Source organism: Nocardiopsis changdeensis (genome assembly GCF_018316655.1).
Taxonomy (GTDB): domain Bacteria; phylum Actinomycetota; class Actinomycetes; order Streptosporangiales; family Streptosporangiaceae; genus Nocardiopsis; species Nocardiopsis changdeensis.
This window is the reverse complement of record NZ_CP074133.1, coordinates 6,091,591-6,114,537: the sequence shown is the minus strand read 5'-3', so window position 1 is coordinate 6,114,537 and position 22,947 is coordinate 6,091,591. Positions and strand designations below refer to the sequence as shown.

18 protein-coding genes are annotated in these 22,947 nt (G+C 74.4%); 10 read left to right on the top strand and 8 right to left on the bottom strand.

Going from position 1 to position 22,947, the window contains the following annotated elements:
- Positions 1–3 precede the first annotated feature (3 nt).
- Both KGD84_RS27460 and KGD84_RS27455 read left to right on the top strand, forming a co-directional pair.
- Positions 4–996 carry an ornithine cyclodeaminase family protein gene (locus KGD84_RS27460; protein ID WP_220563237.1) on the top strand — a complete coding sequence of 331 codons (993 nt, stop codon included), beginning with the start codon at positions 4–6 and terminating at the stop codon, positions 994–996.
- A gap of 66 nt (positions 997–1,062) precedes the next feature.
- A complete protein-coding gene (locus tag KGD84_RS27455; RefSeq protein WP_220563236.1) occupies positions 1,063–3,102 on the top strand; it encodes a thioredoxin domain-containing protein in 2,040 nt (679 codons plus the stop codon).
- 66 nt (positions 3,103–3,168) lie between these two features.
- Here KGD84_RS27455 and KGD84_RS27450 read toward each other — a convergent pair whose 3' ends face one another.
- On the bottom strand, positions 3,169–4,536 hold the full coding sequence (locus tag KGD84_RS27450) for a serine/threonine-protein kinase (RefSeq protein ID WP_220563235.1): 1,368 nt from the start codon (positions 4,534–4,536) through the stop codon (positions 3,169–3,171).
- Positions 4,537–4,891: 355 nt separating this feature from the next.
- Between KGD84_RS27450 and KGD84_RS27445 the strand changes: the two genes are divergently transcribed.
- From KGD84_RS27445 to KGD84_RS27435, 3 genes are all read left to right on the top strand, one after another.
- On the top strand, positions 4,892–5,503 hold the full coding sequence (locus KGD84_RS27445; RefSeq protein WP_220563234.1) for an RNA polymerase sigma factor: 612 nt from the start codon (positions 4,892–4,894) through the stop codon (positions 5,501–5,503).
- A 95-nt stretch (positions 5,504–5,598) separates the two neighbouring features.
- Positions 5,599–6,360: an isoprenyl transferase gene (locus KGD84_RS27440; protein ID WP_220563233.1), complete on the top strand. Its 762-nt coding sequence runs from the start codon at positions 5,599–5,601 to the stop codon at positions 6,358–6,360.
- A 267-nt stretch (positions 6,361–6,627) separates the two neighbouring features.
- On the top strand, positions 6,628–7,977 hold the full coding sequence (locus tag KGD84_RS27435) for a PhoH family protein (protein ID WP_220563232.1): 1,350 nt from the start codon (positions 6,628–6,630) through the stop codon (positions 7,975–7,977).
- An 81-nt stretch (positions 7,978–8,058) separates the two neighbouring features.
- On the opposite strand, the gene KGD84_RS33875 is transcribed toward KGD84_RS27435, so the two are convergent.
- Together KGD84_RS33875 and KGD84_RS27430 are read right to left on the bottom strand one after the other, a co-directional pair.
- Positions 8,059–8,589 carry an SCO7613 C-terminal domain-containing membrane protein gene (locus tag KGD84_RS33875; RefSeq protein WP_420910381.1) on the bottom strand — a complete coding sequence of 177 codons (531 nt, stop codon included), beginning with the start codon at positions 8,587–8,589 and terminating at the stop codon, positions 8,059–8,061.
- Positions 8,590–8,606: 17 nt separating this feature from the next.
- The gene (locus KGD84_RS27430; protein WP_260697161.1) at positions 8,607–12,098 is read right to left on the bottom strand and encodes a hypothetical protein; all 3,492 of its coding nucleotides are present in this window, start codon (positions 12,096–12,098) and stop codon (positions 8,607–8,609) included.
- Positions 12,099–12,514: 416 nt separating this feature from the next.
- Here KGD84_RS27430 and KGD84_RS27425 point away from each other — a divergent pair, with 416 nt between their 5' ends.
- Positions 12,515–13,207 carry a lytic transglycosylase domain-containing protein gene (locus tag KGD84_RS27425; protein WP_220563230.1) on the top strand — a complete coding sequence of 231 codons (693 nt, stop codon included), beginning with the start codon at positions 12,515–12,517 and terminating at the stop codon, positions 13,205–13,207.
- Between the two features lie 43 nt (positions 13,208–13,250).
- Positions 13,251–13,895: an aggregation-promoting factor C-terminal-like domain-containing protein gene (locus KGD84_RS27420; RefSeq protein ID WP_370634596.1), complete on the top strand. Its 645-nt coding sequence runs from the start codon at positions 13,251–13,253 to the stop codon at positions 13,893–13,895.
- Between the two features lie 60 nt (positions 13,896–13,955).
- Here the strand turns inward: KGD84_RS27420 and KGD84_RS27415 are convergent, their stop codons facing one another.
- The 3 genes from KGD84_RS27415 to KGD84_RS27405 all read right to left on the bottom strand — a co-directional run bounded on the left by KGD84_RS27415 (position 13,956) and on the right by KGD84_RS27405 (position 18,311).
- Positions 13,956–15,953 (bottom strand): serine/threonine-protein kinase, encoded by a 1,998-nt coding sequence (locus KGD84_RS27415; RefSeq protein WP_220563229.1) that lies wholly within the window; start codon positions 15,951–15,953, stop codon positions 13,956–13,958.
- A 259-nt stretch (positions 15,954–16,212) separates the two neighbouring features.
- Complete coding sequence (locus KGD84_RS27410; RefSeq protein WP_220563228.1) at positions 16,213–17,601, bottom strand: class II fumarate hydratase; 1,389 nt, start codon at positions 17,599–17,601, stop codon at positions 16,213–16,215.
- Between the two features lie 119 nt (positions 17,602–17,720).
- Entirely contained in the window at positions 17,721–18,311 is a 591-nt protein-coding gene (locus KGD84_RS27405) for a DUF1707 SHOCT-like domain-containing protein (protein ID WP_220565345.1), read from the bottom strand.
- A 166-nt stretch (positions 18,312–18,477) separates the two neighbouring features.
- Here KGD84_RS27405 and KGD84_RS27400 point away from each other — a divergent pair, with 166 nt between their 5' ends.
- Positions 18,478–19,686 (top strand): hypothetical protein, encoded by a 1,209-nt coding sequence (locus KGD84_RS27400; RefSeq protein ID WP_220563227.1) that lies wholly within the window; start codon positions 18,478–18,480, stop codon positions 19,684–19,686.
- Positions 19,687–19,705: 19 nt separating this feature from the next.
- Here KGD84_RS27400 and KGD84_RS27395 read toward each other — a convergent pair whose 3' ends face one another.
- Entirely contained in the window at positions 19,706–20,140 is a 435-nt protein-coding gene (locus KGD84_RS27395) for an RNHCP domain-containing protein (protein ID WP_220563226.1), read from the bottom strand.
- Between the two features lies 1 nt (position 20,141).
- Positions 20,142–20,507, bottom strand: coding sequence for an RNHCP domain-containing protein (locus tag KGD84_RS27390; RefSeq protein ID WP_220563225.1), 366 nt, complete (start codon positions 20,505–20,507; stop codon positions 20,142–20,144).
- A 629-nt stretch (positions 20,508–21,136) separates the two neighbouring features.
- Between KGD84_RS27390 and KGD84_RS27385 the strand changes: the two genes are divergently transcribed.
- Together KGD84_RS27385 and KGD84_RS27380 are read left to right on the top strand one after the other, a co-directional pair.
- Positions 21,137–22,102: an ABC transporter ATP-binding protein gene (locus KGD84_RS27385; protein ID WP_220563224.1), complete on the top strand. Its 966-nt coding sequence runs from the start codon at positions 21,137–21,139 to the stop codon at positions 22,100–22,102.
- The gene (locus tag KGD84_RS27380; protein WP_220563223.1) at positions 22,099–22,941 is read left to right on the top strand and encodes an ABC transporter permease; all 843 of its coding nucleotides are present in this window, start codon (positions 22,099–22,101) and stop codon (positions 22,939–22,941) included. Before KGD84_RS27385 ends, KGD84_RS27380 begins: the two co-directional genes overlap by 4 nt.
- Positions 22,942–22,947 lie beyond the last annotated feature (6 nt).

Genomic DNA, 22,947 nt, shown 5'->3' with positions numbered 1-22,947 from the left:
CCCATGACGCTCATCCTCACCCGTTCGGAACTCACCGGCCTGGTCGCGCCCGCCCGGGTCGCCGCGGCCGTGGAGGCGGCCTTCGCGGAACTGGCCGGCGGCCGGGCGGCGCAGCCGTACGGGGAGCCCGCGCGCGTCGCCGGGCTCGACCCGCAGTTCGTGCCGATGACCGCGCTGCTGCCCGCGAGCGGCCTGGCCGCGGGCAAACTGCTCAGCGACATCCCCGGCAACCGCGCCCGCGGGCTGCCCGCCCAGCAGTCCGTGCTGGTCCTGGCCGACGCCGAGACCGGCGGCCCGCTGGCCGTCATGGACGGCGCGGTGCCCACCCGGCTGCGCACCGCCGCGACCACGCGCGTGGCCACCCGGCACCTGGCCCGCCCGGGCCCGTACGTGCTGGGCGTGGTGGGCGCCGGCCCGCTGGCCGCCGCCCACGTGGTCGCGCTCGCCGACGAGCGGCGCCCCGAGCGGGTCCTGGTGTGGTCGCGCCGGGAGGAGACCGTGCGGGCCCTGCGCGAGGAGGTGGCCGCCCACGTGCCGGGCCTGGAGGTCGCCCCCGCGGACTCGCCGCGCGCGGTGGTGGCCGGGGCGGACGTCGTCTGCACCGTCACCCCGTCCAGGGAACCGCTGGTCGAGGGCGCCTGGCTGCGCCCGGGGCAGCACCTCAACGTCGTCGGGGCGCCGCCGCGCACCGACCACCGCGAGGTGGACGCCGCCGCGCTGGCCGCCGGCCTCCTGGTCGTGGACTCGGCCCCGGTCGCCCTGCACGAGTCCGGGGCCGTGGCCGCCGCGATCGCCGAGGGGGCGATCACCGCCGGGGACTGCGCCCTGGACCTGGCCGCGGTGGTCTCCGGGCGGCACCCCGGCCGGACCTCCGGGGCCGGGATCACCGTGTTCGCCTCCGTCGGCCTGGGCCTGGAGGACGCCGCGGTCGGCCGCCTGCTGCTCGACGCCGCCCGGGAGAGGGGGCTGGGCACCGAGATCGCCCTGGCGGACTGACCCCGCCGCCCCGGTACGGCCGTCCGCTCCCCGCCGCGGGCGGCCCCGGGATGGCAGAGTGGGGACATGTCCAACCGCCTGCGCGACGCGACCAGCCCGTACCTGCTCCAGCACGCCGACAACCCCGTCGAATGGTGGCCCTGGGGGGAGGAGGCCTTCGCCGAGGCGCGCCGCCGCGACGTTCCCGTCCTCATCTCCGTGGGCTACGCGGCCTGCCACTGGTGCCACGTCATGGCACACGAGTCCTTCGAGGACCGGGCGACCGCCGAGCGGATGAACGCCCTGTTCGTCAACGTCAAGGTGGACCGCGAGGAGCGCCCCGACGTCGACGCCGTCTACATGGAGGCCACCCAGGCCATGACCGGCCAGGGCGGCTGGCCGATGACGGTCTTCGCCACCCCCGACGGCGCGCCCTTCTACTGCGGCACTTACTTCCCGCGCGACCACTTCCAGCGCCTCCTGGAGGGCGTCTCCCAGGCCTGGCGGACCAGGCGCGGGGAACTGCTCGACCAGGGCCGCCGGGTCGTCGAGGCCCTGGGCGCCCCCCGGGCCCTGCCCGACGCGCCCCCGCCGGACGCCGCCGTGCTCGACCTGGCGGTGCGGGCGCTGGTACGCGACTACGACACCCGGGAGGGCGGGTTCGGCGGCGCGCCCAAGTTCCCGCCGTCGATGCTGCTGTCGTTCCTGACCGCGCACGACGAGCGCACCCGGCCCCTCCAGAGCGCGGCCGAGCCCACCCCCTCGTGGCTGATGGCGCTGGGCACCGCCGACGCCATGGCCCGCGGCGGCATCTACGACCAGCTCGGCGGCGGGTTCGCCCGCTACTCGGTGGACCGGGAGTGGGTGGTGCCGCACTTCGAGAAGATGCTGTACGACAACGCCCTGCTGCTGCGCGCCTACGCCCGGATGGCCCGCCGCCCCGCCGAGCCCGGCCCGGCCGGGGAGGCGTCCGCGGCCCTGTTGCGCCGGGTCGCCGGGGAGACCTCCGACTGGATGCTGCGCGACCTGCGCACCCCCGAGGGCGGGTTCGCCTCCGCGCTGGACGCCGACAGCGACGGGGAGGAGGGCACCTACTACGTGTGGACCCCCGGGCAGCTGCGCGAGGTGCTGGGGGAGGAGGACGCCGCCTTCGCCGCCGAGGTGTTCGGGGTGACGGAGGAGGGCACCTTCGAGCACGGCTCCTCGGTGCTGCGCCTGCCGTCCACGCCCGCCGACACCTGGCGCTACGAGCGGGTCCGCGCCGCCCTGCTGGCCGCCCGGGAGGAGCGCACGCCGCCGGCGCGCGACGACAAGGTGGTGGCCGCCTGGAACGGGCTGGCGATCGCGGGCCTGGCCGAGGCGGGGGTCCTGCTGGACCGCCCCGACCTGGTGGACGCCGCCCGGGAGGCCGCCGAGCTGCTGCTCTCGGTGCACCTGGGCGGGGGGAGGCTGGTGCGCACCTCCCGCGACGGGGCCGCCGGGAGCAGCCCCGGTGTCCTGGAGGACTACGCCGACGTCGCCGAGGGGCTGCTCGCCCTGCACGGCGTCACGGGGGAGGCCCGCTACGCCCGGGCGGCCGGGGAGCTGCTGGACGTGGTGCTGGAGCGCTTCGTCGACGACGAGGGCGGTTTCTACGACACGGCGGACGACGCCGAGAAGCTGTTCAACCGCCCCCAGGACCCCACCGACAACGCCGTGCCCTCGGGCCGCTCCGCGGCGGCCGGCGCGCTGCTGTCCTACGCGGCGCTCACCGGCTCGCGCAGCCACCGGGAGGCCGCCGAGCGGGCGCTGGTGCCGGTGGGCCTGCTGGCGGAGAAGGCGCCCCGGTTCGCCGGGTGGGGGCTGGCGGTCGGCGAGGCGCTGCTGGCCGGTCCGCTGGAGATCGCGGTCGTCGGCGACCCCGGGGACCCGGCCACCGGCGAGCTGGTGCGCACCGCGCTGGCCCACGCCCCGCTGGGCACGGTGCTCTCGCGCGGCGACGGCCTCGACGACGGGGGAGTGCCGCTGCTGCGCGACCGCGTCCGGGTGGACGGGCGGCCCACGGCGTACGTGTGCGAGGGGTTCGTCTGCCGCCTCCCGGTCACCTCGGCGGAGGACCTCCGCGACCTCCTCGCCCGCAGGGCGTGAGGGCGGGCCCCCGGGCCCGCCGGCGGGTGCGGGGGCGGGGCACGCGCGGGAGGCGGCGGCCGGCCGTCAGCCCAGGACCGTGTTGTCGATGATCTCGTTCACCAGGTCGGGCCGGTAGTCCGGCTGGCGGATCTCCATGTACACCGTGGCGGGCTCCCCGGGCCGGTGCACGGCGGCGCTGGTGAAGGCCCCGTTGCCGTTGCACTCGGGCCAGTCCCACACCGTGCCCTGCCAGTCGCCGGTGTCGACCCGGCGGCTGGCGGGGTCCCCCGGGCAGGGGTCCTGGTCGGCGACCCCCGACAGGTCGCGGGCCCCGGGCATCACGGTGGCGTACACGCCGTAGGACGGGACCTCGGTGGAGTGCCAGTCGTCGGCGTCGGTGGCCACCAGCAGGCCGGGCCCGGCCCCGGCGTCGGCCGCGGCGGGCTGCGCCTCCAGGTCGGTGTGGAACTCCCGGGCCCACACCGCGGGCACCCCCATGCGGATGTTCTGCCCGGCGTGGCGCACCGTGGTCAGCGAAAGCCCCGGGGCCCCGCCGGACATGGTGAGCACGCCGGCCCCCAGCACGGACGCCGCCACCAGGGCGGCGGCCCGACGCCACGGCATCCGGTACCGCTGCCACCACTGGTCGGCCCGGGGCAGGTCGGGGGCCATACGGATGGCGCGGACCCGGTCGGTGAAGGTCTTGGCGTCGGCCGGGCGGCTCTCCCGGTCGACGGAGAGCGCCGACAGGATGAGCTCGTCCAGCTCCCGTGGCAGCCCCGGCCGGATGCGGCCGGGCGGGACGCGCACCGGCGGGCGCGAGGGCGGCTTCCCGGTGATCAGCTCGTAGGCGACGGCGCCCAGCGAGTACACGTCCGAGCGCACGTCCAGGTCGCCGCCGGGGATGCTCTGCTCCGGCGACATGTACCCGGGGGTCCCGGCCGCGGCGGTGAACCCCGACGCCTCGTCGATGGCCTTGGCGAAGCCCAGGTCGGCGACGAGCACCCGCTGGCCCACCGGGGAGGACTGGAGCAGCACGTTGGACGGCTTGATGTCCCTGTGGATGGTGCCGTGGTTGTGCAGCACGGTGATGCCCTGGCCGATCTCGGTCAGCAGCCTCAGCGCCTCGTCCAGCGGCAGCGGCCCGCGGCGGATGAGGTCCGCCACGCTGCCCTGGTCGGCGTAGGTCATGACCATGTACGGGCGGCCGTCGGGGAGGACGTCCACGTCGTGGACCGCGACCAGCCACGTGGAGTCGGTCTGGCGCAGGATGCGCGCCTCCTCCAGGAACCTGTGCTGGATGTCCATCTGGTGCGCCCAGTTCTCGGCGAGTACCTTGATGGCCACCGGGTAGTTCAGCAGGTCGTCCTGGGCCAGCCAGACCGTGGCGAAGGAGCCCGACCCCAGGCGTCTGATGACGCGGTAACGGCCGAAGGCCTCGGGTTGGCTCATTTCCGCCTCGGTCTGTCAGGGGTGAATACGCGGTCGTTGCCCACTAATACACCATCTACACCTTCGCGTTGACTCTTGCGGATATGATCCCCTCTCCGGGTGGCGCGGATCCCGCCGGGGGAGGGAAACTGGTGGAAACCCCCGCGGGTACCCCCGTGCCCGCGGAATGGCAGTGTGAAATGTGAACTTTCGTTGTCCGTGGGACTCCGGGTGACGGAGAACCGGGAGGATGGAACGAGGCGGAGCCGATGGGGGCCCGTAGACGTCCTATTGACGTGTGACCCTCGAATCGTGGACGCACAGCGCCGAACAGCGGACGGCCGGACGTCTGCCGTCAGTCAGGGAGAGACCAGCCATGCGCAGTAGTGACAACAACGAGCACGAGGCGACCCCCGCGCCCCGTCGACGGGTGGCGAGCAACGTCGACGAGGAGCTGGAGGAGCTCGCCCGCAGGTCCAGGGACGGCGACGCCGTCGCCCTGGACGAACTGCTCCGGCGGATCCAGCCCGAGGTGCTGCGCCGGTGCGCGCGCTTCCTGCCCTACCGGCAGGACGCCGAGGAGGCCTGCCAGGACGCCCTGCTCCGGGTGGCCCGCAAGATCGACAGCTTCAAGGGCGACTCCCTGTTCACGACGTGGCTGTACACCGTCGTGTCCAACTCCGCCCGCCAGACCTACCGCTCCATGAAGCGCCGCGCCGCCGAGTTCCCGACCGAGGCCGAGCGCATGCCCCACCAGCGCGACCCGCGCACCACCAGCGTGATCGCCGGTTCCCGGATCGACCTGCTGGAGGCCCTCGACCAGCTGGAGAAGGACCGTCCGAACCTGGTGGCCCCCCTGGTCCTGCGCGACCTGTGCCAGATGGACTACAACGAGATCGCCTCGGAGCTGAACCTCGCCCTGGGCACCGTGAAGTCCCGCATCCACCAGGGGCGCAAGCACGTGCGCAAGTCCCTGGCCGTAACGTGACCTCTCGCGGCGAACTACCCTGGACGGTATCCCCGTCGGCACCTCCTGGCACAGGAGGGTGCTGTCCCTGATCCAGCTCTGAGAGGTTTTCGCCCATGGGGCTTCGCGACCCCTTGTACTGGCTCTACGAGCGGCGTCTGGAACGCCAATTGCAGGGCCGGCAGATTCCCCGCCATGTCGGTGTCGCCATGGACGGCAATCGCCGGTGGGCGAAGAACAGCGGTCTGGCGGAGGCGGCGGAGGGCCACCGGGCCGGAGCGGACAAGATCTTCGAGCTGCTCCGGTGGTGCGACGAGATCGGCGTCCAGGTCGTCACCCTCTGGATGCTGTCCACCGACAACCTCTCGCGCGACGAGGCCGAGCTCGGCGCTCTCGTGCAGATCATCGAGGAGACCATCGCCCGGCTGCGCGAGGAGGGGTGGAACACCCGGCCGGTCGGGGCCCTGGACGTGCTCCCCGCGTCGACCGCCCGCGCACTGAAGGAGGCGGAGGAGGCCACATCCGGCAACCCGGGCCTGGTTGTCAACGTCGCCGTCGGGTATGGAGGTAGACGTGAGATCGCCGACGCGGTTCGGTCGCTCCTCCACGCGGAGGCGGCCAAGGGCACCGGTATCCAGGAGCTCGCCGAGCGCCTGGACATCGCCGACATCGCCCGGCACCTCTACACGCGCGGCCAGCCCGATCCGGACCTGCTCATCCGCACCTCCGGGGAGCAGCGCCTGTCCGGGTTCATGCTGTGGCAGAGCGTGCACTCGGAGTTCTACTTCTGCGAGGTCTTCTGGCCGGCTTTCCGCAGGGTGGACTTCCTGCGCGCTCTGCGCTCCTACGGCGCGCGCAACCGGCGCTACGGCTCCTGACCCCCGGCTCCCGTCACGGCATCGCCCCTTAACACGGTGTTCACCCCGCGGGGCGGAAACGGACTGGAAAACGGGTTCGCGGGCGCGTAGCTTCGGAAGAAGCGGGTGGCGTTCGTCCACCCGTTCGGGAGGCCCCGGCTCATTGATCCCCTCCGCCACCGCGGAACGTCAACGAGGAGGGCCGGACCCGGCCCTGTGGGGCCTGGTCCCGGTCCTCCATGATCCCGTGACAGTGGGGCGCCCCCGCGGCGCCCAAGGGGAGAACGAGTGGCTAGTTCCTCGACCGATCGCCGTGACACCCAGTCCCCCATCGCCCCCTCCGCGGAGACGGGCGTGGAACGGCGCGTCTACGTGCTCGACACCAGCGTCCTGCTCGCCGACCCGCTGGCCCTGACCCGGTTCGCCGAGCACGAGGTGGTCATCCCCGTGGTGGTGATCACCGAGCTGGAGAGCAAGCGGCACCACCCGGAGCTCGGGTACTTCGCCCGCAACGCGCTGCGCTTCCTGGACGACCTGCGGGTCGCCAACGGTCGCCTGGACGTCCCGGTCCCCGTGAACGACGACGGCGGCAGCGTGCGCGTCGAGCTCAACCACAGCGATCCGGAGATCCTCCCGGCCGGTTTCCGGCTGGGCGACAACGACACCCGGATCCTGACCGTCGCCCGCAACCTCCAGGAGGAGGGCGGCGAGGTCGTGCTGGTGAGCAAGGACCTGCCGATGCGCATCAAGGCCTCCTCGATCGGCCTGGCGGCCGACGAGTACCGGGCCGAGCTGGCGATCGAGCACGGGTGGACGGGCATGGCCGAGCTGGACGTGGCCGCCCACCAGGTGTCGGAGCTGTTCGAGCACGGCGCCACCGACATCGAGGCGGCCCGCGAGCTCCCCTGCCACACCGGCCTGGTGCTGGTCTCCGAACGCGGCAAGGCGCTGGGGCGGGTCCGCCCGGACAAGTCGGTGCGCCTGGTGCGCGGCGACCGCGACGTGTTCGGCCTGCACGGCCGCAGCGCCGAGCAGCGCGTCGCCCTGGACCTGCTCACCGACCCCGAGGTGGGCATCGTCTCCCTGGGCGGCCGGGCCGGCACGGGCAAGTCGGCGCTGGCGCTGTGCGCCGGCCTGGAGGCGGTCCTGGAGCGCCGCCAGCACCGCAAGGTGATGGTGTTCCGCCCGCTGTACGCGGTCGGCGGCCAGGAGCTGGGCTACCTGCCGGGCACGGAGAACGACAAGATGACCCCGTGGGGGCAGGCGGTGCACGACACCCTGTCCGCGGTCACCAGCGAGGACGTCATCGAGGAGGTCGTGGACCGGGGGATGCTGGAGGTCCTGCCGCTCACCCACATCCGCGGCCGGTCGCTGCACGACGCGTTCGTCATCGTGGACGAGGCGCAGTCGCTGGAGCGGGGGGTCCTGCTCACCGTGCTGTCGCGGCTGGGGGAGAACTCGCGGGTGGTCCTCACCCACGACATCGCCCAGCGCGACAACCTGCGGGTCGGCCGCCACGACGGTGTCGTCGCGGTGATCGAGAAGCTCAAGGGGCACCCGCTGTTCGCGCACATCACGCTGACCCGGTCGGAGCGGTCACCGATCGCCGCCCTGGTCACGGAGATGCTGGAGAACTGACGCAGGGCACGGCGGCGGCCCGCTCCCGACCGGGAGCGGGCCGCCCGCGTCCGCCGGGGCCCGGTCGGAGCGGCCCGCCGGTCAGCGCATGCCCCCGATGAAGTGCCCGAGCCTGCGCACCCGCTCCAGGCTCGCCTCGTAGCGGGCGCCGATCAGCAGCAGCAGCGCGCCGATCACCGCGAACGGCACCCAGTTGGGCAGCAGCCGGGTCAGGTCCCACAGCGGCGGGCCGAACGCCCGCAGCGCCGTGCCCAGCAGGGTCAGGCCGCCGATGACCAGCGCCGCCTGGCTGCGCCGGCGCAGGCCCCACAGGACCACGGCCAGCGCGGCGGCCAGCAGCGCGGGCACCCGCCACAGCGTGTCCTCGCCGGCCAGCACCATGCCCAGGCCCGGCAGGAGCAGCAGGCACAGGCCGCCGGACAGGGACGCCCAGCTCGACGGGGTCCGCTCCGCCTTGCGGGCCCACTCCCAGCCGACGACCAGGGCGGCCAGGGCCGGGAGCACGGTGTAGGCCTCGGGGACGGTCACGTCCCACGCGGCCAGCGCGGTCCACAGGGCGGCGAGCATGAGCAGCGCGCCGACCGCCGCGGCCCACCGGCGCTCCGGCCGCACCGCCGTGGCCAGGGCGATCACGCCGACGACCGCCAGCGCCAGGGCGGTGATCCCGCCGTGCGCGCCGTGGACCGCGGCGACCGCCACGGACACCGCCGCCCACAGCGCGGCCGGGACCTCGGCGGCCTCCACCAGCGGAGAGCGCATCCGCGGTGCGGCCGCGGCCACCCCCGCCACCAGGGCGATGGGCGCCAGCGCCGCGTACTCCGCCGGGGCGCCCAGGGCCAGGGCGAGCGTGAAGGCGAACCCGCCGGTGGCCGCGGTGGCCGCCGCCGTCGCCGCCACCGCGGGCGGGACGGTGCGGGCCAGCGCCGCCACCGCCGAGCCCAGCGCCGCGACGGCCAGCAGGACGGCGATGGTCGCGTACCGTTCGGCCAGCGCCCAGCCCAGCGCCTGGGCCAGGACCAGCAGGCCGGTGAGCCCCGGCAGCCAGGAGAAGGACCGGTCCCGGGACAGCGCCGACCACAGGGCCAACCCCGCGCCGACCGCGACCGACACCGCCAGCGCCACCGCGAAGGGCGCGCCGACGAGCACCGCCACCGGTACCAGCGCGGGCGGGACGGCCAGCGCGGCCGTGTGCCCGGTCCACCGGCGGGCGGCCAGGGAGGCGGCGCCGACCGCGGCCGCGCCGGCCGCCACGACCCCCAGGGCCACCAGCGGGTCGGGCCGGTCGCCCAGGCCCAGGAAAACGTACGCGGGGTCGAGCAGGGCGGCCGCTCCGGCCGCCGCCACCCCGTGGTTCCAGGAGACCGGGACCAGGGCGGTGGCCGCCGTCGTCCCGGCCACCAGCGGGGCGGCGCCGCCCAGCAGCAGGCCGGCCGCGGTGAGCGGGCGCGCGTCCGTTCCCTCGCCCAGCACCAGCGCCGTCGCCCCGAGCAGGACGGGGACCGCCGCGAGCAGCCACCAGGCCGCCACCCCGGTCTCCGCGCCCGCGGCGCCCGCCAGGCACAGCGCCCAGGCCGCCGCGGCCGGGAACCCGGTGCCCAGGGCCGCCCCGAAGGCCGTGCCGATCCTGATGCCCGGGGCGGGGGAACGGGCGCCGCGCTGCCGGCCGCCGGCCCGGCCACCGGCACGGGCGGCAGGGCCCGGGCCTCCGCCGGGTGCCGGGGCGCGGCGGCCCGGCGGGAGAGCAGCGCGCAGCCCAGGGCGGCGCCCGCCGACAGCAGGACCACGAGCAGCGTCGTGTGCTGTTCGGGCAGCGACCAGTACAGCGCCGCCGCCAGGGTCAGCGGGCCGGTGACCGCCGGCGCCCACGCCAGGCGGTCGCGGACCAGGGCCGCGCCCAGGGCGAGCAGGGCGCCCACCGCGGCGGCCCACAGGACGGCGACGGCGAACGGCGCGCCCAGCATCACCGGCAGCGGGACCAGCGCGGGCGGGGCCGCCAGCGCCGCGGCGGGCAGCAGCCACCGGCGGTCGACGGCCCCGACCAGGGCCACGGCCAGCGCCCCGGCGACCAGCAGCCCGGCCGCGGTGCCCGGGCCGACGGCGACGGCGGTCCCCAGCACCTCGGTCGCGGGTTCGAGCATCACCTCGGGCGGCGCGCTCCAGACCTCCAGGGAGGTGCCCCCGCTCCACAGGGCACCTCCCGGGGGCGCCAGCACCAGGGCCAACGGCAGGAGCAGCAGCCCGAACACCGTGAAGGCGGTGCGGGCGTCGGGGGCGCCCGGTGTGGCCGGGCGCGGGGAGGTGCGGCCCAGCAGCAGCGCGGTCACCCCGCTGAGCAGGATCGCGGCGGCGGTCCACCAGCTGCCCTGGGCGGGCATCACACCGGCGCCCAGCGCGGCCCACGCCGAGGCCCAGGCCGGCAGGCCCACCGCCCACAGGGCCAGGGCGGCGCCGTACAGGACCCGGCCCGGCGGCACGGGGACCGCCGTCCCGGGCGGAACGGGGGCGGCCGGGGCCCCGAAGCCGGGGAACCGGTGGCGCAGGAGCAGCAGCGCGGCCAGGGCGACCAGGCCCACGCACGGCAGCGCGGCCATGAAGGTCCAGAACAGCCCCGCGGACCACAGCAGGGCGGTGACCAGGGTCGCCACCCCGGCCGCGGCGGACGCCCAGGCGTACGGGCGGGCGGGGATCGCCGCGGTGCCCAGCACCAGGAGCCCGCCCAGGCACAGCGCCCAGGCGATCGCGACCGGGTGCGGCAGGCCCAGCAGCAGCGGCGGGGCCAGCAGCACCGGCGGGGCCGCCAGGAACGCCACGGTCGGCAGCAGGTCGCGGCGCAGCAGCGCCGTCACCCCGGCGGCCAGCGCCGCGCCGACCGCGATCGCCGCCAGGTAGGGCAGGCTCTCCGGCCAGGCGGTGCCGGGGCCGTCCACGCCCAGCACCGTGGCCGCCGGGACGTCCGCCGAGCGCAGGCTCCACGGTTCGCCGGCCGGCGGGCGGGGCAGCACCGGCAGGACCGCCGGACCGGCGGCGAGCGGGACCAGGACCAGGGCGGCGACGGCGGGGAGGGCGGCGATCCGGCCGTTGGCGCGGTCGCGTGCCAGGACCAGCCAGGTCGCCCCGGACAGCAGCAGGGCCAGGGCCGGGCCCCACCAGCCCGGCGGGTCCGCTTCCGTGACGGCGAAGACCAGCAGCGCGGAGACGGTGGTGGTGAGCACGGCGAGGACCACCGACAGCACGGTCAGCGTCCTGCGCGGCGAGTGTTCGCCGAGGGGCGCGGTCACGCGGGCCAGGACCAGGTCGGCGAGCCCCGTGGCGGCCAGGACCGGCAGGATCCAGGGGAAGGGGTCGTCCAGCGGCAGGGCGAAGAGCAGCAGCAGCGGCACCGGCTGGGCGGCCAGGGCCGCGATGATCCGGGGCGCGCGCAGCGGCACCAGCAGGGGATAGAGGGCCGTCAGCGCGGCGATGCCGGCCAGCGCCCCGGCCGAGTAGCCGGGGCCCTCGGGCAGGCGTTCGGGCATGAGCAGCCACAGCGCCAGCGCGTCGATGCCCAGCAGCGCGGCGGCCAGCACGCCGAAGGTCTCGGCGGTGGCCTGGAGGCCCCGGCGGTACAGCGGCACGGCGACCAGGGCGAACGCGAGCGTGGTCGCCCCGAGCACCAGGGCCCGGGTGCCGGTGCCCATGTCGCTCCACGTCCAGATCGCGAACACCAGGGCCGAGATGCCGACGAGCAGCCCGCCCAGGCCCAGGATGACGTTCTGGGCGGAGCGGCGGCGCATCTCGCCGTCCGGCCGGGGCGGCACGGCGGCGTGCGGTGCGGCGGCGGGGACGGCCGCCGGATGGGCCGCGGGCGGTACGGGACCGGCGGCCGGGGGGACGGCGGCCGCCCGGCGGGAGGCCGCGCGCAGCGCATGCAGCAGCCCCGAGCGTTCGCTGCGCAGGCGCCTCAGGTGCTCGTCGGCCCGGCCGATCTCGGTGTCGACCTCCCACAGGCGCTGGGCGAGCGGGCCGGTGAGCAGCAGCCCGCACCGGGCGCAGGCCGCGGACCCGGCCGCCAGCGGGGAGCGGCAGTCCGGGCAGCGCAGGGACGGCCCTGCTGCGGGCGGCGGGGATGCGTTGACGTCCATGTCCGCCATCCTGTCCCCGGGACCGGGCCGGGCACATCCGTACGCGTACTCAGTCCGGACCCGGATCCGGGGGCCGCGGCCGGAGTGGGAACGCCCACTCCTTGGAGTCCCCTTGGTCACCCCTTGACTCTCCGTGTCCCAGTGCAGGTCAGAGTCCGGCAATGTGGACACTTTACGTGATGTGAGTCAAGCCACAGTATCTACGGTGTTACGTGGTCGTAATGATGGTGCAGGCTGAATCCGCTGCACAGAGCACCCCCACCGTGCGGACCCGCCGTGCGGGCGGAGCGCGATCGCGCCCGTCCCCCTTCTCTCCCGGCCCCGAGGCCGACGGCGGAGATCCACCGCACGCGCGCGGCCCCGGCCCGGCCGGGCGTCCCGTAGGCGCGTGCGGCCGTCTACGCGAAAGGGCGATCTTGCCACTCCCACGGATTCAGTTGCGTTACGCGGGCGCCGCAGGCGCCGCGGTCCTGGTCGCCGCGGGCACCTTCGGTGTCGCGGCCTTCGCCGACTCCGGGACCCCCGACCCCCGTGACGCGGCCTCGGCGGCCCTGCCGCCGGAGCCCTCCCCGGTCCCGACCGCCCAGGAGAACGACGACTTCTTCCAGACCCCGGCCGCAGCCGACCCGCAGCGCCGGCAGGAGGACCTCGAACAGGCCCGCGAGTCCGCCGAGCAGGCCGGGCGCGACGCGGTCCTGAGCGGCGACGCACAGGCCTCCGACATCCTCGAGGAGCCCGAACCCGAGCCCGACCCCGAGCCGCGGGACAGCGGATCCTCCGGCGGCTCCGGCACCCCGGTCCCCGCCGGGTCGGCCAAGGAGATCGCCCTGGAGATGGTCCTCGCCGAGGGCTGGTCCGAGAGCGAGTTCACCGACTGCCTCGAACCGCTGTGGCAGAAGGAGAGCGGCTGGAACCACCTGGCCGAGAACCCGAGCTCGGGCGCCTACGGGATCCCCCAGTCGCTCCCCGGCGACAAGATGGCGTCCCACGGCTCGGACTGGCGGACCAACCCCGCCACCCAGATCGCCTGGGGCATCGACTACATCAAGGGCCGCTACGGCACCCCGTGCGGTGCGTGGGCCCACTCCCAGGCGAACAACTGGTATTAATAGGGCTTTCCCGCCCCATGACCCCCTCTTGGGAAAGGTAACCGTGTTACTCAACCGCATGTCGCTGCGCAGTACGGCGGCCATCGGTGCGGCCACCCTCGTCGCGGGCGCGACGTTCGCCGTCTCCGCGTTCGCGGACGAGGGCGTCGACCCGGAGGTGGCGGCCAGCGCCGCCGTCCCGGACGAGGAGGCCCCCGCCGAGGAGGCCGTCGAGGACGACTTCTTCTCGTCCTCCGAGCAGCCGACCGAGGAAGAACTCCAGGCCGCCCGCGACGAGGCCCGCGCCGAGCGCGACGCCGCCGTCGGGGCCCGGACCCAGACCACCGCCTCCGAGGCCCAGGACATCGAGGAGGAGCCCGAGGAGCCCGAGACCCCCGCCTTCACGGGCGACGCCCAGGGCCTGGCCCTGGACATGGTCCTCGCCGAGGGCTGGCCCGAGAGCGAGTTCACCGACTGCCTCCAGCCGCTCTGGCAGAAGGAGAGCAACTGGAACCACCTGGCCGAGAACCCCAGCTCGGGTGCCTACGGCATCCCGCAGGCGCTTCCCGGCAGCAAGATGGCGTCCCACGGCTCGGACTGGCAGACCAACCCCGCCACCCAGATCGCCTGGGGCATCGACTACATCAAGGGCCGCTACGGCACCCCCTGCGGTGCCTGGGCCCACTCCCAGTCCGTCGGCTGGTACTGATCCCGACGCGCACGACGGCCCCCGGCGATCGCCGGGGGCCGTCGCGGTGTCCGGCACCGGTCACAGGTGCGGCTCGAACGAGTCCATCACCTCGCCGGGCAGCTCCTCGTAGTAGCCCGAGTCGCCGCGCGGCACGTTGACCGTGACCATGTAGAACACCCGCTCGCCCTGGTGGTCCATGCTGACCGCGTAGGCCCAGAAGCGGCGGGCCGGGCTCGGCCACGTGTCGTTGGTGAGGTTGGACCGGACCAGCGCGACGTCCCAGCCGTCCTCGTACTCGTCCTCCCCGAACTCGTGCAGGTTGAGCTGGAGGTAGTCGGTGGTCACGTCGCCCTCGACGTCGGTGCCGCCCTTGGTCTCCTCCAGGTACTCGGCGCTGGTCCCGGTGAACTCCTCCTCGGTCCACCCGGCGACCCACACCTGGTGGTCGGACCCGGGGGCGACGAACACGACGAGGCTCTCGTCGATCCTGCTGTCGTCCACCGTCCAGGTCTCGGGGTACTCCACGTCGAACCACTGGGACTCGAAGGTCTCCATCTCCTCGTAGGACGGCGGGCCGTCCTGGTCGTCCCCGGCGTCGTCGGGCACGTTCGAGGGGGTGGGCTCCACGGGGGCGCCCTGCTCGCCGGGGAGCGCGCTCTCCGACGGGTCGGCCTGCGGGTCGGGGTCCTCCGCGCCGCTGTTCGACAGCAGCATGCCGCCCACCGCGACCACCGCGATGAGCACCAGCGCGAGGACGCCGCAGCCCAGGCCGATGAGCAGCTTGTTCACACCGCCGGAGGACCGCGCCGGGGGCCGGGGCGGCGCCAGGGTGCCCTGTCCGCCGGTGGGGCCGCCGTGGCCCGGGCCGTGGCCGCCGCTGTGCGAGGCGAAGGACGGCTGCGGCCGCGAGGGGCCGAAGGGGGTGCCCGGGGTCGTCGGACCGTGGGGCGGGAACGGGCGCGGCGGGGTGTGCGGGCCGCTCGGACCGCCCATGCCCGGGTGCGGTCCGCTCAGGGGGCCGCTGGTCGCCCCCGGGCCGGGGCCGGCCGGGTGGCCGCCGGTCGGTCCCGTGAGGGGGCCGCTGGGGTGGCCGCCGACCGGGCCGCCGGGGATCGGACCGCTGGGGTACCCGGTCCCCGGGCCGGTGAGGGGACCGCTCGGGTACCCGCCGCTCGCCGCCGTCACCGGACCGCTGTCGGAGGCCGGGCCGGGACCCGGGAAGTGGCCGCCGGCGTACGCCGCGGCGGCGCCCGCCCCGCCGCGTTCGTCGAGCAGGGCCAGCGCCCCGTCCACGGTCAGCCGCCGGTCGGGGTCGCGCTCCAGCAGGCCGGCGATCACCGGGGTGAGCCGGCCCGCCCGGCGCATGGGGGGCAGGGGGGAGCCCAGCACCGCGGCGATGGCCGCGGTGATGGAGTCGCGGCGGAAGGGCGAGAGCCCCTCCACCGTGGCGAACAGCGTCACGCCGATGCTCCACAGGTCGCCCCGGTGCTCGGCGGGGCCGCCCTCCAGCCGCTCGGGCGGCATGTACTCGGGGGACCCGATCAGCGCCCCGGTGCGGGTGATGCTCGGCCCGCCCTCCATCGTGGCGATGCCGAAGTCGGTGAGGATGACCCGGCCGTCGGCGGACATCATGATGTTGCCGGGCTTGATGTCCCGGTGCAGGACCCCGGCGGCGTCGGCCGCCTGGACCGCCTTGAGCAGGGCCTCGGCGATGGTCGCGGTGGTCTCCACGTCCAGGGCGCCGCGCTGTTCGAGCATGTCCTGGAGGGAGCCGCCCTCGACGAGCTCCATCACGACCCACGGGTCGCCCTCGAAGTCGAACACGTCGTGGATGGTGATCACGGAGGGGTGCGAGATCCGGGCCGCCGACCGGGCCTCCCGGCGCACCCTGGCGTGGGCGTCGGCGCGCTCCTCGTCGGTGAAGTGATCGGGCAGGAGCACCTGTTTGATCGCGACCGTCCGGTCCAGGGAGGGGTCGAACGCCTCCCAGACCACTCCCATGCCACCCCGGCCGAGTTCTCGGCGCAGGATGTAACGGTTCGCGACGATGCGCTCACTGTCGCTGTTACTCGACATGTACTGCCCTCTCGGACGCGGGCTCGTGCTCACGGGTGCTCTGTCAAGAATGTCCGACGCCTACCGAATGGGGAAGGTTCCTGAACAGTGGGCATCGGAACGGAAGTGTCACCTTCCCGCGCCCTCCCCGGGGAGGGCGCGGACACATGACGGGGCACCCCGCCCGGCGGGGTGCCCCGCGGTCACCTCGGGTGACCGGTGCCGTCGTGTCCGGCGTCCCGGAGGGCGGGGACCCCCGGCCCCGGGACCCCGGCGGCGCCTACTGCGAGTTGGTCATCTTCAGGACGTCGAGGGCGGCGTCGAGCTGCTCCTCGGTGAGCTTGCCGTCCGCGATGTAGCCGCGCTCCAGGACCACCTGGCGGATGGTCTTCTTCTCCTTCAGCGACTGCTTGGCGACCTTGGCGGCCTCCTCGTAGCCGATGTAGCGGTTGAGCGGCGTGACGATCGACGGGGAGGACTCCGCGTAGGTGCGGCACTGCTCCTCGTTGGCGGCGATCCCGGCGACACAGCGGTCGGCGAACACCCGCGAGACGTTGGCGAGCAGGCGGATCGACTCCAGCACGTTGCGGGCGATCAGCGGCAGCTGCACGTTGAGCTCGAAGTTGCCGCTGGCGCCGCCGAAGGCCACCGCGGCGTCGTTGCCGACGACCTGCGAGGACACCTGGAGCACGGCCTCGCACAGCACCGGGTTGACCTTGCCCGGCATGATCGAGGAGCCCGGCTGGAGGTCGGGCAGGAACAGCTCGCCCAGGCCGGTGGTCGGGCCCGAGCCCATCCAGCGGACGTCGTTGGCGATCTTGGCGAAGCCGACCGCGATGGTCCGCAGCTGGCCGGACAGCTCGACCAGGCCGTCGCGGGCCCCCTGGGCCTCGAAGTGGTCGCGGGCCTCGGTCAGCGGCAGGCCGGTGTGCGCGGCGATCTCGGCGATCACCCGGGCGGAGAAGCCCTCCGGCGTGTTGATGCCGGTGCCCACGGCGGTGCCGCCCAGCGGCAGCTCGGCCACCCGGGGCAGGGAGGCCTCCAGGCGCTCGACGCCGTAGCGGACCTGGGCGGCGTACCCGGCGAACTCCTGGCCCAGGGTGACCGGGGTGGCGTCCATCAGGTGCGTGCGGCCGCTCTTGACCACCGAGGCGAACTCGACGGACTTGCGGGTCAGCTCGCCCTCCAGGTGGCGCAGCGCCGGGATCAGGTCGTTGATCACCGCGGAGGTGGCGGCGATGTGGATGGAGGAGGGGAAGACGTCGTTGGAGGACTGCGACGCGTTGACGTGGTCGTTGGGGTGGACGTCGAGGCCGGTCCGCTCCTTGGCGATGGTGGCGATGACCTCGTTGGTGTTCATGTTGCTCGACGTGCCCGAACCGGTCTGGAACACGTCGATCGGGAACTCGGAGTCCCACTTGCCGTCGGCGACCTCGAGGGCGGCCTCGCGGATCGCCTTGCCCAGGTCGTCGCCGATGACGCCCAGCTCGGCGTTGACCTTGGCGGCGGCGGCCTTGATCTGGCCCAGGGCGGCGATGTGGGCGCCCTCCAGCCCCTGCCCCGAGATCGGGAAGTTCTCGACGGCGCGCTGGGTCTGGGCACGCCACTTGGCGTCGGCCGGGACCTTGACCTCACCCATCGAGTCGTGCTCGATGCGGAACTCACTCATTGGCTACCACACTCTCCTGGGAAAACCTGTGAATCCCAGCCTGCCAGACGCACGGGGGCACACCGCCACCTCACCCCGCCAAGGCGGTGTTACGCGCATCATGTTGACATCGGGGCAGGTCAGGACCCGATGCCGGGACGCCGTTCGCGCCGCCGCAACCGGGTGAGGAAGGGCCGCCGGGGCGCCCTGATCCGGACGGTGCCCAGCAGGCAGAACCCGTTGATCTCCAGGACCGGGGGATCGGACAGGTCCGACCTCCGCGCCGTGGTGCTCCGCAGCCCCAGCACGGAGCGGCCGTTGACGCGCACCTCCACCCCGTCGGGCACCAGGATCTCCACCCGGCCCAGCACCGCGGTGACGGTCATCCGGTGGTGGCCGCGCAGCAGCAGCGCCTCACGCATGTCCACCTCGACCCGGCCCGCCACCGCCAGGGCCAGGTCGCCGGGGTAGGCGACCCACCGCCCCCTGCGGACGGCCGTGCCGAACACCCCGAAGGCGGGCTGGTGGTCCAGGCGGATGGGCTGCTCCTGCGCGGGCAGCAGGTCGGCGGTGAGCGGCGGCAGCTCGCCGAGGGTCCTGGCCTCCTGGGCCCTGTCCGAGCGCTCCTGGAACTCGTCGAGGTCCAGGCGCCCGTCCGCGGCGGCCTCGCGCAGCACCTTCAGCACCCGTTCGCGGTCGCTGTGGGAGGCCCGCAGCCGTTCAGGGGGGATCCGCTCGCTCACACCGCCAACCCTAGACGACCGGGGCCCCCGGCGCCGGTACGGGTTCGCGCGCTGTTCCCCACACCGTCGCCCGGCCGCACGCGCCCGGTTCACCGGGCACTCCTAGCATCCGGTCCGTTGCTGCGAGTACGGACGCGGAGGACGGAGACCCCCCATGCGCGCGACCGGAACGTGGAAGACCCCGACCCACCGGGCGGTGGCCCTGGGAGCGGCACTGGCGGCACTGGCCGCCACCGCCCCGGCCGCCGCCGAACCCGCCCCCGCGGGACCCCCGGCCGTCACCGCCACCGCCGCCGCGGCCGCCGCCGCGGACCTCCCGGCTTCGGTGGACGGCGGAGCCTGGGACTCCGGGCACGTCCAGGGCATCGGCCTGGACCCCGAACGCGGGCACATGTACTTCTCCTTCACCGACACCCTCGTCAAGACCGACCTGTCCGGCACGGTCGTCGGCACCGTCACCGGGCTCACCGGGCACCTGGGCGACCTCGACGTCGACGAACGCGACGGCCGGGTCTACGGCTCCCTGGAGTACAAGGCGGCGGAGGCGTTCTACATCGCCGTCTTCGACCCCGAGCGCATCACCCGGGTGGGCATGGACGCGGAGGACGACGGCGTGCTCACCACCGTCCACCTGGAGGAGGTCGCCGCCGACTACACCGCCGACATGGACGGCGACGGCGTCTTCGACGGCAACGTCGCCGACACCGCCGACCACCGGTACGGGTGCAGCGGCATCGACGGCGTCTCCTTCGGCCCCGAGTTCGGCCGCCCCGGCGGGCGGACGATGCTGACCGTCGCCTACGGCGTGTACTCCAACGCCGGCCGCGGGGACAACGACCACCAGGTGCTGCTCCAGTACGACGTGTCCCGCTGGCGCGGCCTGGACCGCCCGCTGGACCAGGACGCCCCGCACACCAGCGGCCCCCGCCGCCCCGAGGGCAAGTACTTCGTGTACACCGGCAACACCACCTACGGGGTGCAGAACCTGGAGTACGACGCGGCCACCGGCGACTGGTACATGGCGGTCTACAACGGCGTGAAGCCGGACTTCCCCAACCATTCGCTGTACGTCGTCGACGGGTCCCGCCGCCCCGTGCACGGCCCGATCCGGGGCCAGGCCCGGGACGAGCGGGGGTGGCTGCTGCACCTGAGCCGGGGAGGCGAGGTCCACGAGCCCTCCGGGGTGTCCGGCTGGCCGGTGAGCGGGGGGCCGTACGGACTGGCCTCCCTCGGCGACGGCCGCTTCTACGTGGTCGAACGCGGCCGCCGGGAAGAGGGCGGGACCACCCTGGAGACGGGTGTCGCCCGACTGCACCGGTGGACCGGCGCGGTCCCGGACCCGTTCGAGCCCCTGCGGGGCTGACCGGGTCCGGGACCCGCGCTCACAGCCGGACCAGGGCGTCGCGGGCCACGGAAGCGAACCCGGACGGCGCCCCGGCCAGCGGGCGGACCGCCAGCCGCACCAGGGCGCGGGCGTTGTCGTCGCCCGCGATCCGGTTGACGCTCAGCTCACCGCAGCGGGCGCAGCGGTGGACCAGCATCCATTCGCCGTCGGCGCGGCTGGCCATGCTCACCGCGGACATCGGGCCGCGGCAGTCCGCGGCCCGGTCGCCCGGGACCCGCAGGTCCACGTGCAGGCTGGTCAGGCAGTGCGGGCAGTGGTTGCGGTGGGAGGTGCCCGGAGCGGTCGCGGGCACCTCCAGCCGGCAGCCCGCGCAGCGGAACGACCCGGCCCGGCCCGCCTCGCCGTGGGCGTGCAGGACGGTCTTGGGCCGCTGGGGCCGCCGTTCGCGGCGGTCCCGGTTGCGTCGTGCCACGTCACACCTCCCCGAACAGGTCGAGCGGGAAGGGCGGGTCGGCCAGCGGCCGGACCGCGATGCGCATGAGCACGAGGTGGTTGTCGTCGGCCGCGACGGCCGCCTCGGCCAGCTCGTCGCACCGGGTGCACCGGTGGATGAGGACCCAGGCGCCGCTGCGCGGCACGGCGATGGAGATGGGCACCATCCGCCCGCCGCAGTCGGAGGCCCCGCCGTCGACGCGGTCGACGGTGTGCCGGGAGCTCAGACAGCTGGGGCAGTGGTCGCGCCCGCGCCCGTCGGGATCGAGGGCGGAGACGGTGAGGCCGCAGCGCACGCAGGTGAAGGTGGCGGTGCGCAGGGTGGGGCTCGGTTCGGTGGTGGACACCGGAGGAACTCCTCGCTGGAGGTGGAACGGGTCAGCGGGAGCAGGCCGAGCGCTACTCGGTGGTCGGGTCAGCGGCTCCGGTCGGAGCGGGCGTTCCGGTTCTGGTGAGGCGCGCTCGGCGCGTTCCGGGTCATCAAGACACTCTCCCCTTCACCGGGGAGGGTCCCTCGGTGTCCGTTGTTGCAAGGTCGCCGTCGATGGTAGGCCGCGGCCCGGGGCGGGGCAACGGATTTTCCGGGTGAGGCGGGACACCCGGCGGGGCGGGCCGGGGCCCCGGGCCTCCGGGCCGTCCGGGCGGCGGGAAAGGCCGCGGCGCGTATGTCTCCGTGAAAGGCGGGGATTTCGCCGGGAAAAGCGGACGTCCGTTTTTCTCCGGGTGTTCCGGGCAATGGCCGGATCCCTTTTCGGCTGACCGTTCGACCGCCCGCCGACCGGCCCGCCGAGGCCGGGAAGGGGGAGGTGGAACGGTGTTCCGGCATTTCCGGCATTTTTCGTGAAGGGGCTCGGATCGGTGACCCGGGGCGCCGCGGCGCCGCCCGCGGACAGGGCCCCCCTTTTCGGGCACCGTGCCCCCGTTGGCGCGTAAAATCCGTGGATTTCCGTCACACCCACGACCTACCGTGGGCCCCATGACCTCTTCCGAACCCGGTCTCCACACCCCGGACCGCGCGGCGGCGTCGGCCGCCGCGGACGTCCCCGCCCTGCACCTGCGCGGAGTCGTCAAGCGTTTCGGATCCTTCACCGCGGTCGACGGCCTCGACCTGGAGGTTCCCCAGGGCGTCGTGCTCGGCCTGCTGGGCCCCAACGGCGCCGGCAAGTCGACGACCATGAAGATGCTCACCGCCCAGTCCATGGCCGACGAGGGCGAGATCCGCATCCTCGGCCACGAGATCCCCGCCGAGTCCAAGTGGGCCCGCGCCCGGATGGGCGTCGTGCCCCAGCACGACAACCTCGACGAGGAGCTCACCGTCGAGCAGAACCTGCGGATGTTCTCGTTCCTGTACCGGGTGCCCCGCACCCGCCGGCGCGAGGCCATCGCCCGGGCCATGCGCATCGCCCAGCTCTCCGACCGCGGCGACACCGTGGTGGAGGACCTGTCCGGGGGCATGCGGCGCCGGCTCCTCATCGTCCGCGCCCTGCTGCACCGCCCCGAGCTGGTCCTCATGGACGAGCCCACCGTGGGCCTGGACCCCCAGGTCCGCCAGGACCTGTGGGGCGTCATCGACGCGCTGCGCCAGGAGGGCGCCACGGTGCTCATGTCCACCCACTACATCGAGGAGGCCGAGCGCCTCTCCGACGAGGTGGCCCTGATGGCCGCCGGACGCATCATCGAACGCGGCACGCCCACCGACCTGGTCGCCAAGTACGCGGGCACCACCGTGGAGGAGTACCTCCCCGACGGGGAGGGCATCGACGCCCTGGAGGGACGCATCAGAAACCACGGATTCACCACCCGGCGCACCGGCACCACCGTTTCGGTCCTGCGCGCCGAGGAGCTCCCGCAGTCGCTCCGGGACCTGCTCCCCGTGCCGCTGCGCCGCGCGAGCAACCTGGAGGACGTGTTCGTCACCCTGACCGGGGAGAACGTGGAATGAGCACCGACCACGCCGACGCCCGGCGGCTGCGCGACCGGGAGGACGCCCGCCCCGACGAGCACGCCCGGCCCGGCCGGTTCGAGGCCGACGCCGTCCTGGGCGTCGTCGCCCGCGAGTGGATCCTCTACGGGCGGTCCTGGCGGGCCACCACCTTCGCCGCCGTCGTCGAGCCCACCCTGTACCTGCTCTGCTTCGGGTTCGGCATGGGCGCGCTCATCGGGACCCTGGCGGGCTTCAGCTACATCGACTTCCTGGGTACCGGCATCGTCGCGGTGTCGGTGATGTTCCAGTCGATGATGCCCGCCGTCATCAACACCTTCATCAAGCGCCGGTTCCTGCACACCTACGAGGGCATCCTCGCCGCCCCCGTCGACGTGCGCGAGCTCGTCACCGGCGAGGCCCTGTGGCTGGCGATGCGCTCGGGCGTCTACGGGTGCGTGCCGCTGCTGGTCGCCATGGGGTTCGGGCTGCGGCCCGGCTGGGGCGGCCTGCTGGTGCCGTTCATCGCGTTCTTCGCCGGGTTCGCCTTCGCCCTGTTCGGGATCTGGATCTCGGCGGTGATCAACTCGGTGCGGTCCATGGACTACGTGTTCAGCGGCCTGTTCACACCGCTGTTCTTGGTGGCGGGCACGTTCTTCCCGCTCACCGAGCTGCCGGACTGGGTCCAGGGGCTGGCGGTGGCCAACCCGCTCTACCACGCGGTGGAGCTCATCCGCGGCTCGGTCTTCGGCGGCCTGTCCGCCGGGGCGGCGCTGCTGCACGTCGGGGTGCTGCTGGCGTTCATCGTGCTCATGTGGTTCCTCGCCGGGTCGCAGATGCGCCGCCGCGTGGTCACCTGACCGGGA

Bases quoted from the DNA above. Each gene is read 5' to 3' on its own strand.
- KGD84_RS27460 (WP_220563237.1), top strand. From the start codon at position 4: ATGACGCTCATCCTCACCCGTTCGGAACTCACCGGCCTGGTCGCGCCC.
- KGD84_RS27455 (WP_220563236.1), top strand. From the start codon at position 1,063: ATGTCCAACCGCCTGCGCGACGCGACCAGCCCGTACCTGCTCCAGCAC.
- KGD84_RS27450 (WP_220563235.1), bottom strand. From the start codon at position 4,536: ATGAGCCAACCCGAGGCCTTCGGCCGTTACCGCGTCATCAGACGCCTG.
- KGD84_RS27445 (WP_220563234.1), top strand. From the start codon at position 4,892: ATGCGCAGTAGTGACAACAACGAGCACGAGGCGACCCCCGCGCCCCGT.
- KGD84_RS27440 (WP_220563233.1), top strand. From the start codon at position 5,599: ATGGGGCTTCGCGACCCCTTGTACTGGCTCTACGAGCGGCGTCTGGAA.
- KGD84_RS27430 (WP_260697161.1), bottom strand. From the start codon at position 12,098: ATGGACGTCAACGCATCCCCGCCGCCCGCAGCAGGGCCGTCCCTGCGC.
- KGD84_RS27415 (WP_220563229.1), bottom strand. From the start codon at position 15,953: ATGTCGAGTAACAGCGACAGTGAGCGCATCGTCGCGAACCGTTACATC.
- KGD84_RS27410 (WP_220563228.1), bottom strand. From the start codon at position 17,601: ATGAGTGAGTTCCGCATCGAGCACGACTCGATGGGTGAGGTCAAGGTC.
- KGD84_RS27400 (WP_220563227.1), top strand. From the start codon at position 18,478: ATGCGCGCGACCGGAACGTGGAAGACCCCGACCCACCGGGCGGTGGCC.
- KGD84_RS27385 (WP_220563224.1), top strand. From the start codon at position 21,137: ATGACCTCTTCCGAACCCGGTCTCCACACCCCGGACCGCGCGGCGGCG.
- KGD84_RS27380 (WP_220563223.1), top strand. From the start codon at position 22,099: ATGAGCACCGACCACGCCGACGCCCGGCGGCTGCGCGACCGGGAGGAC.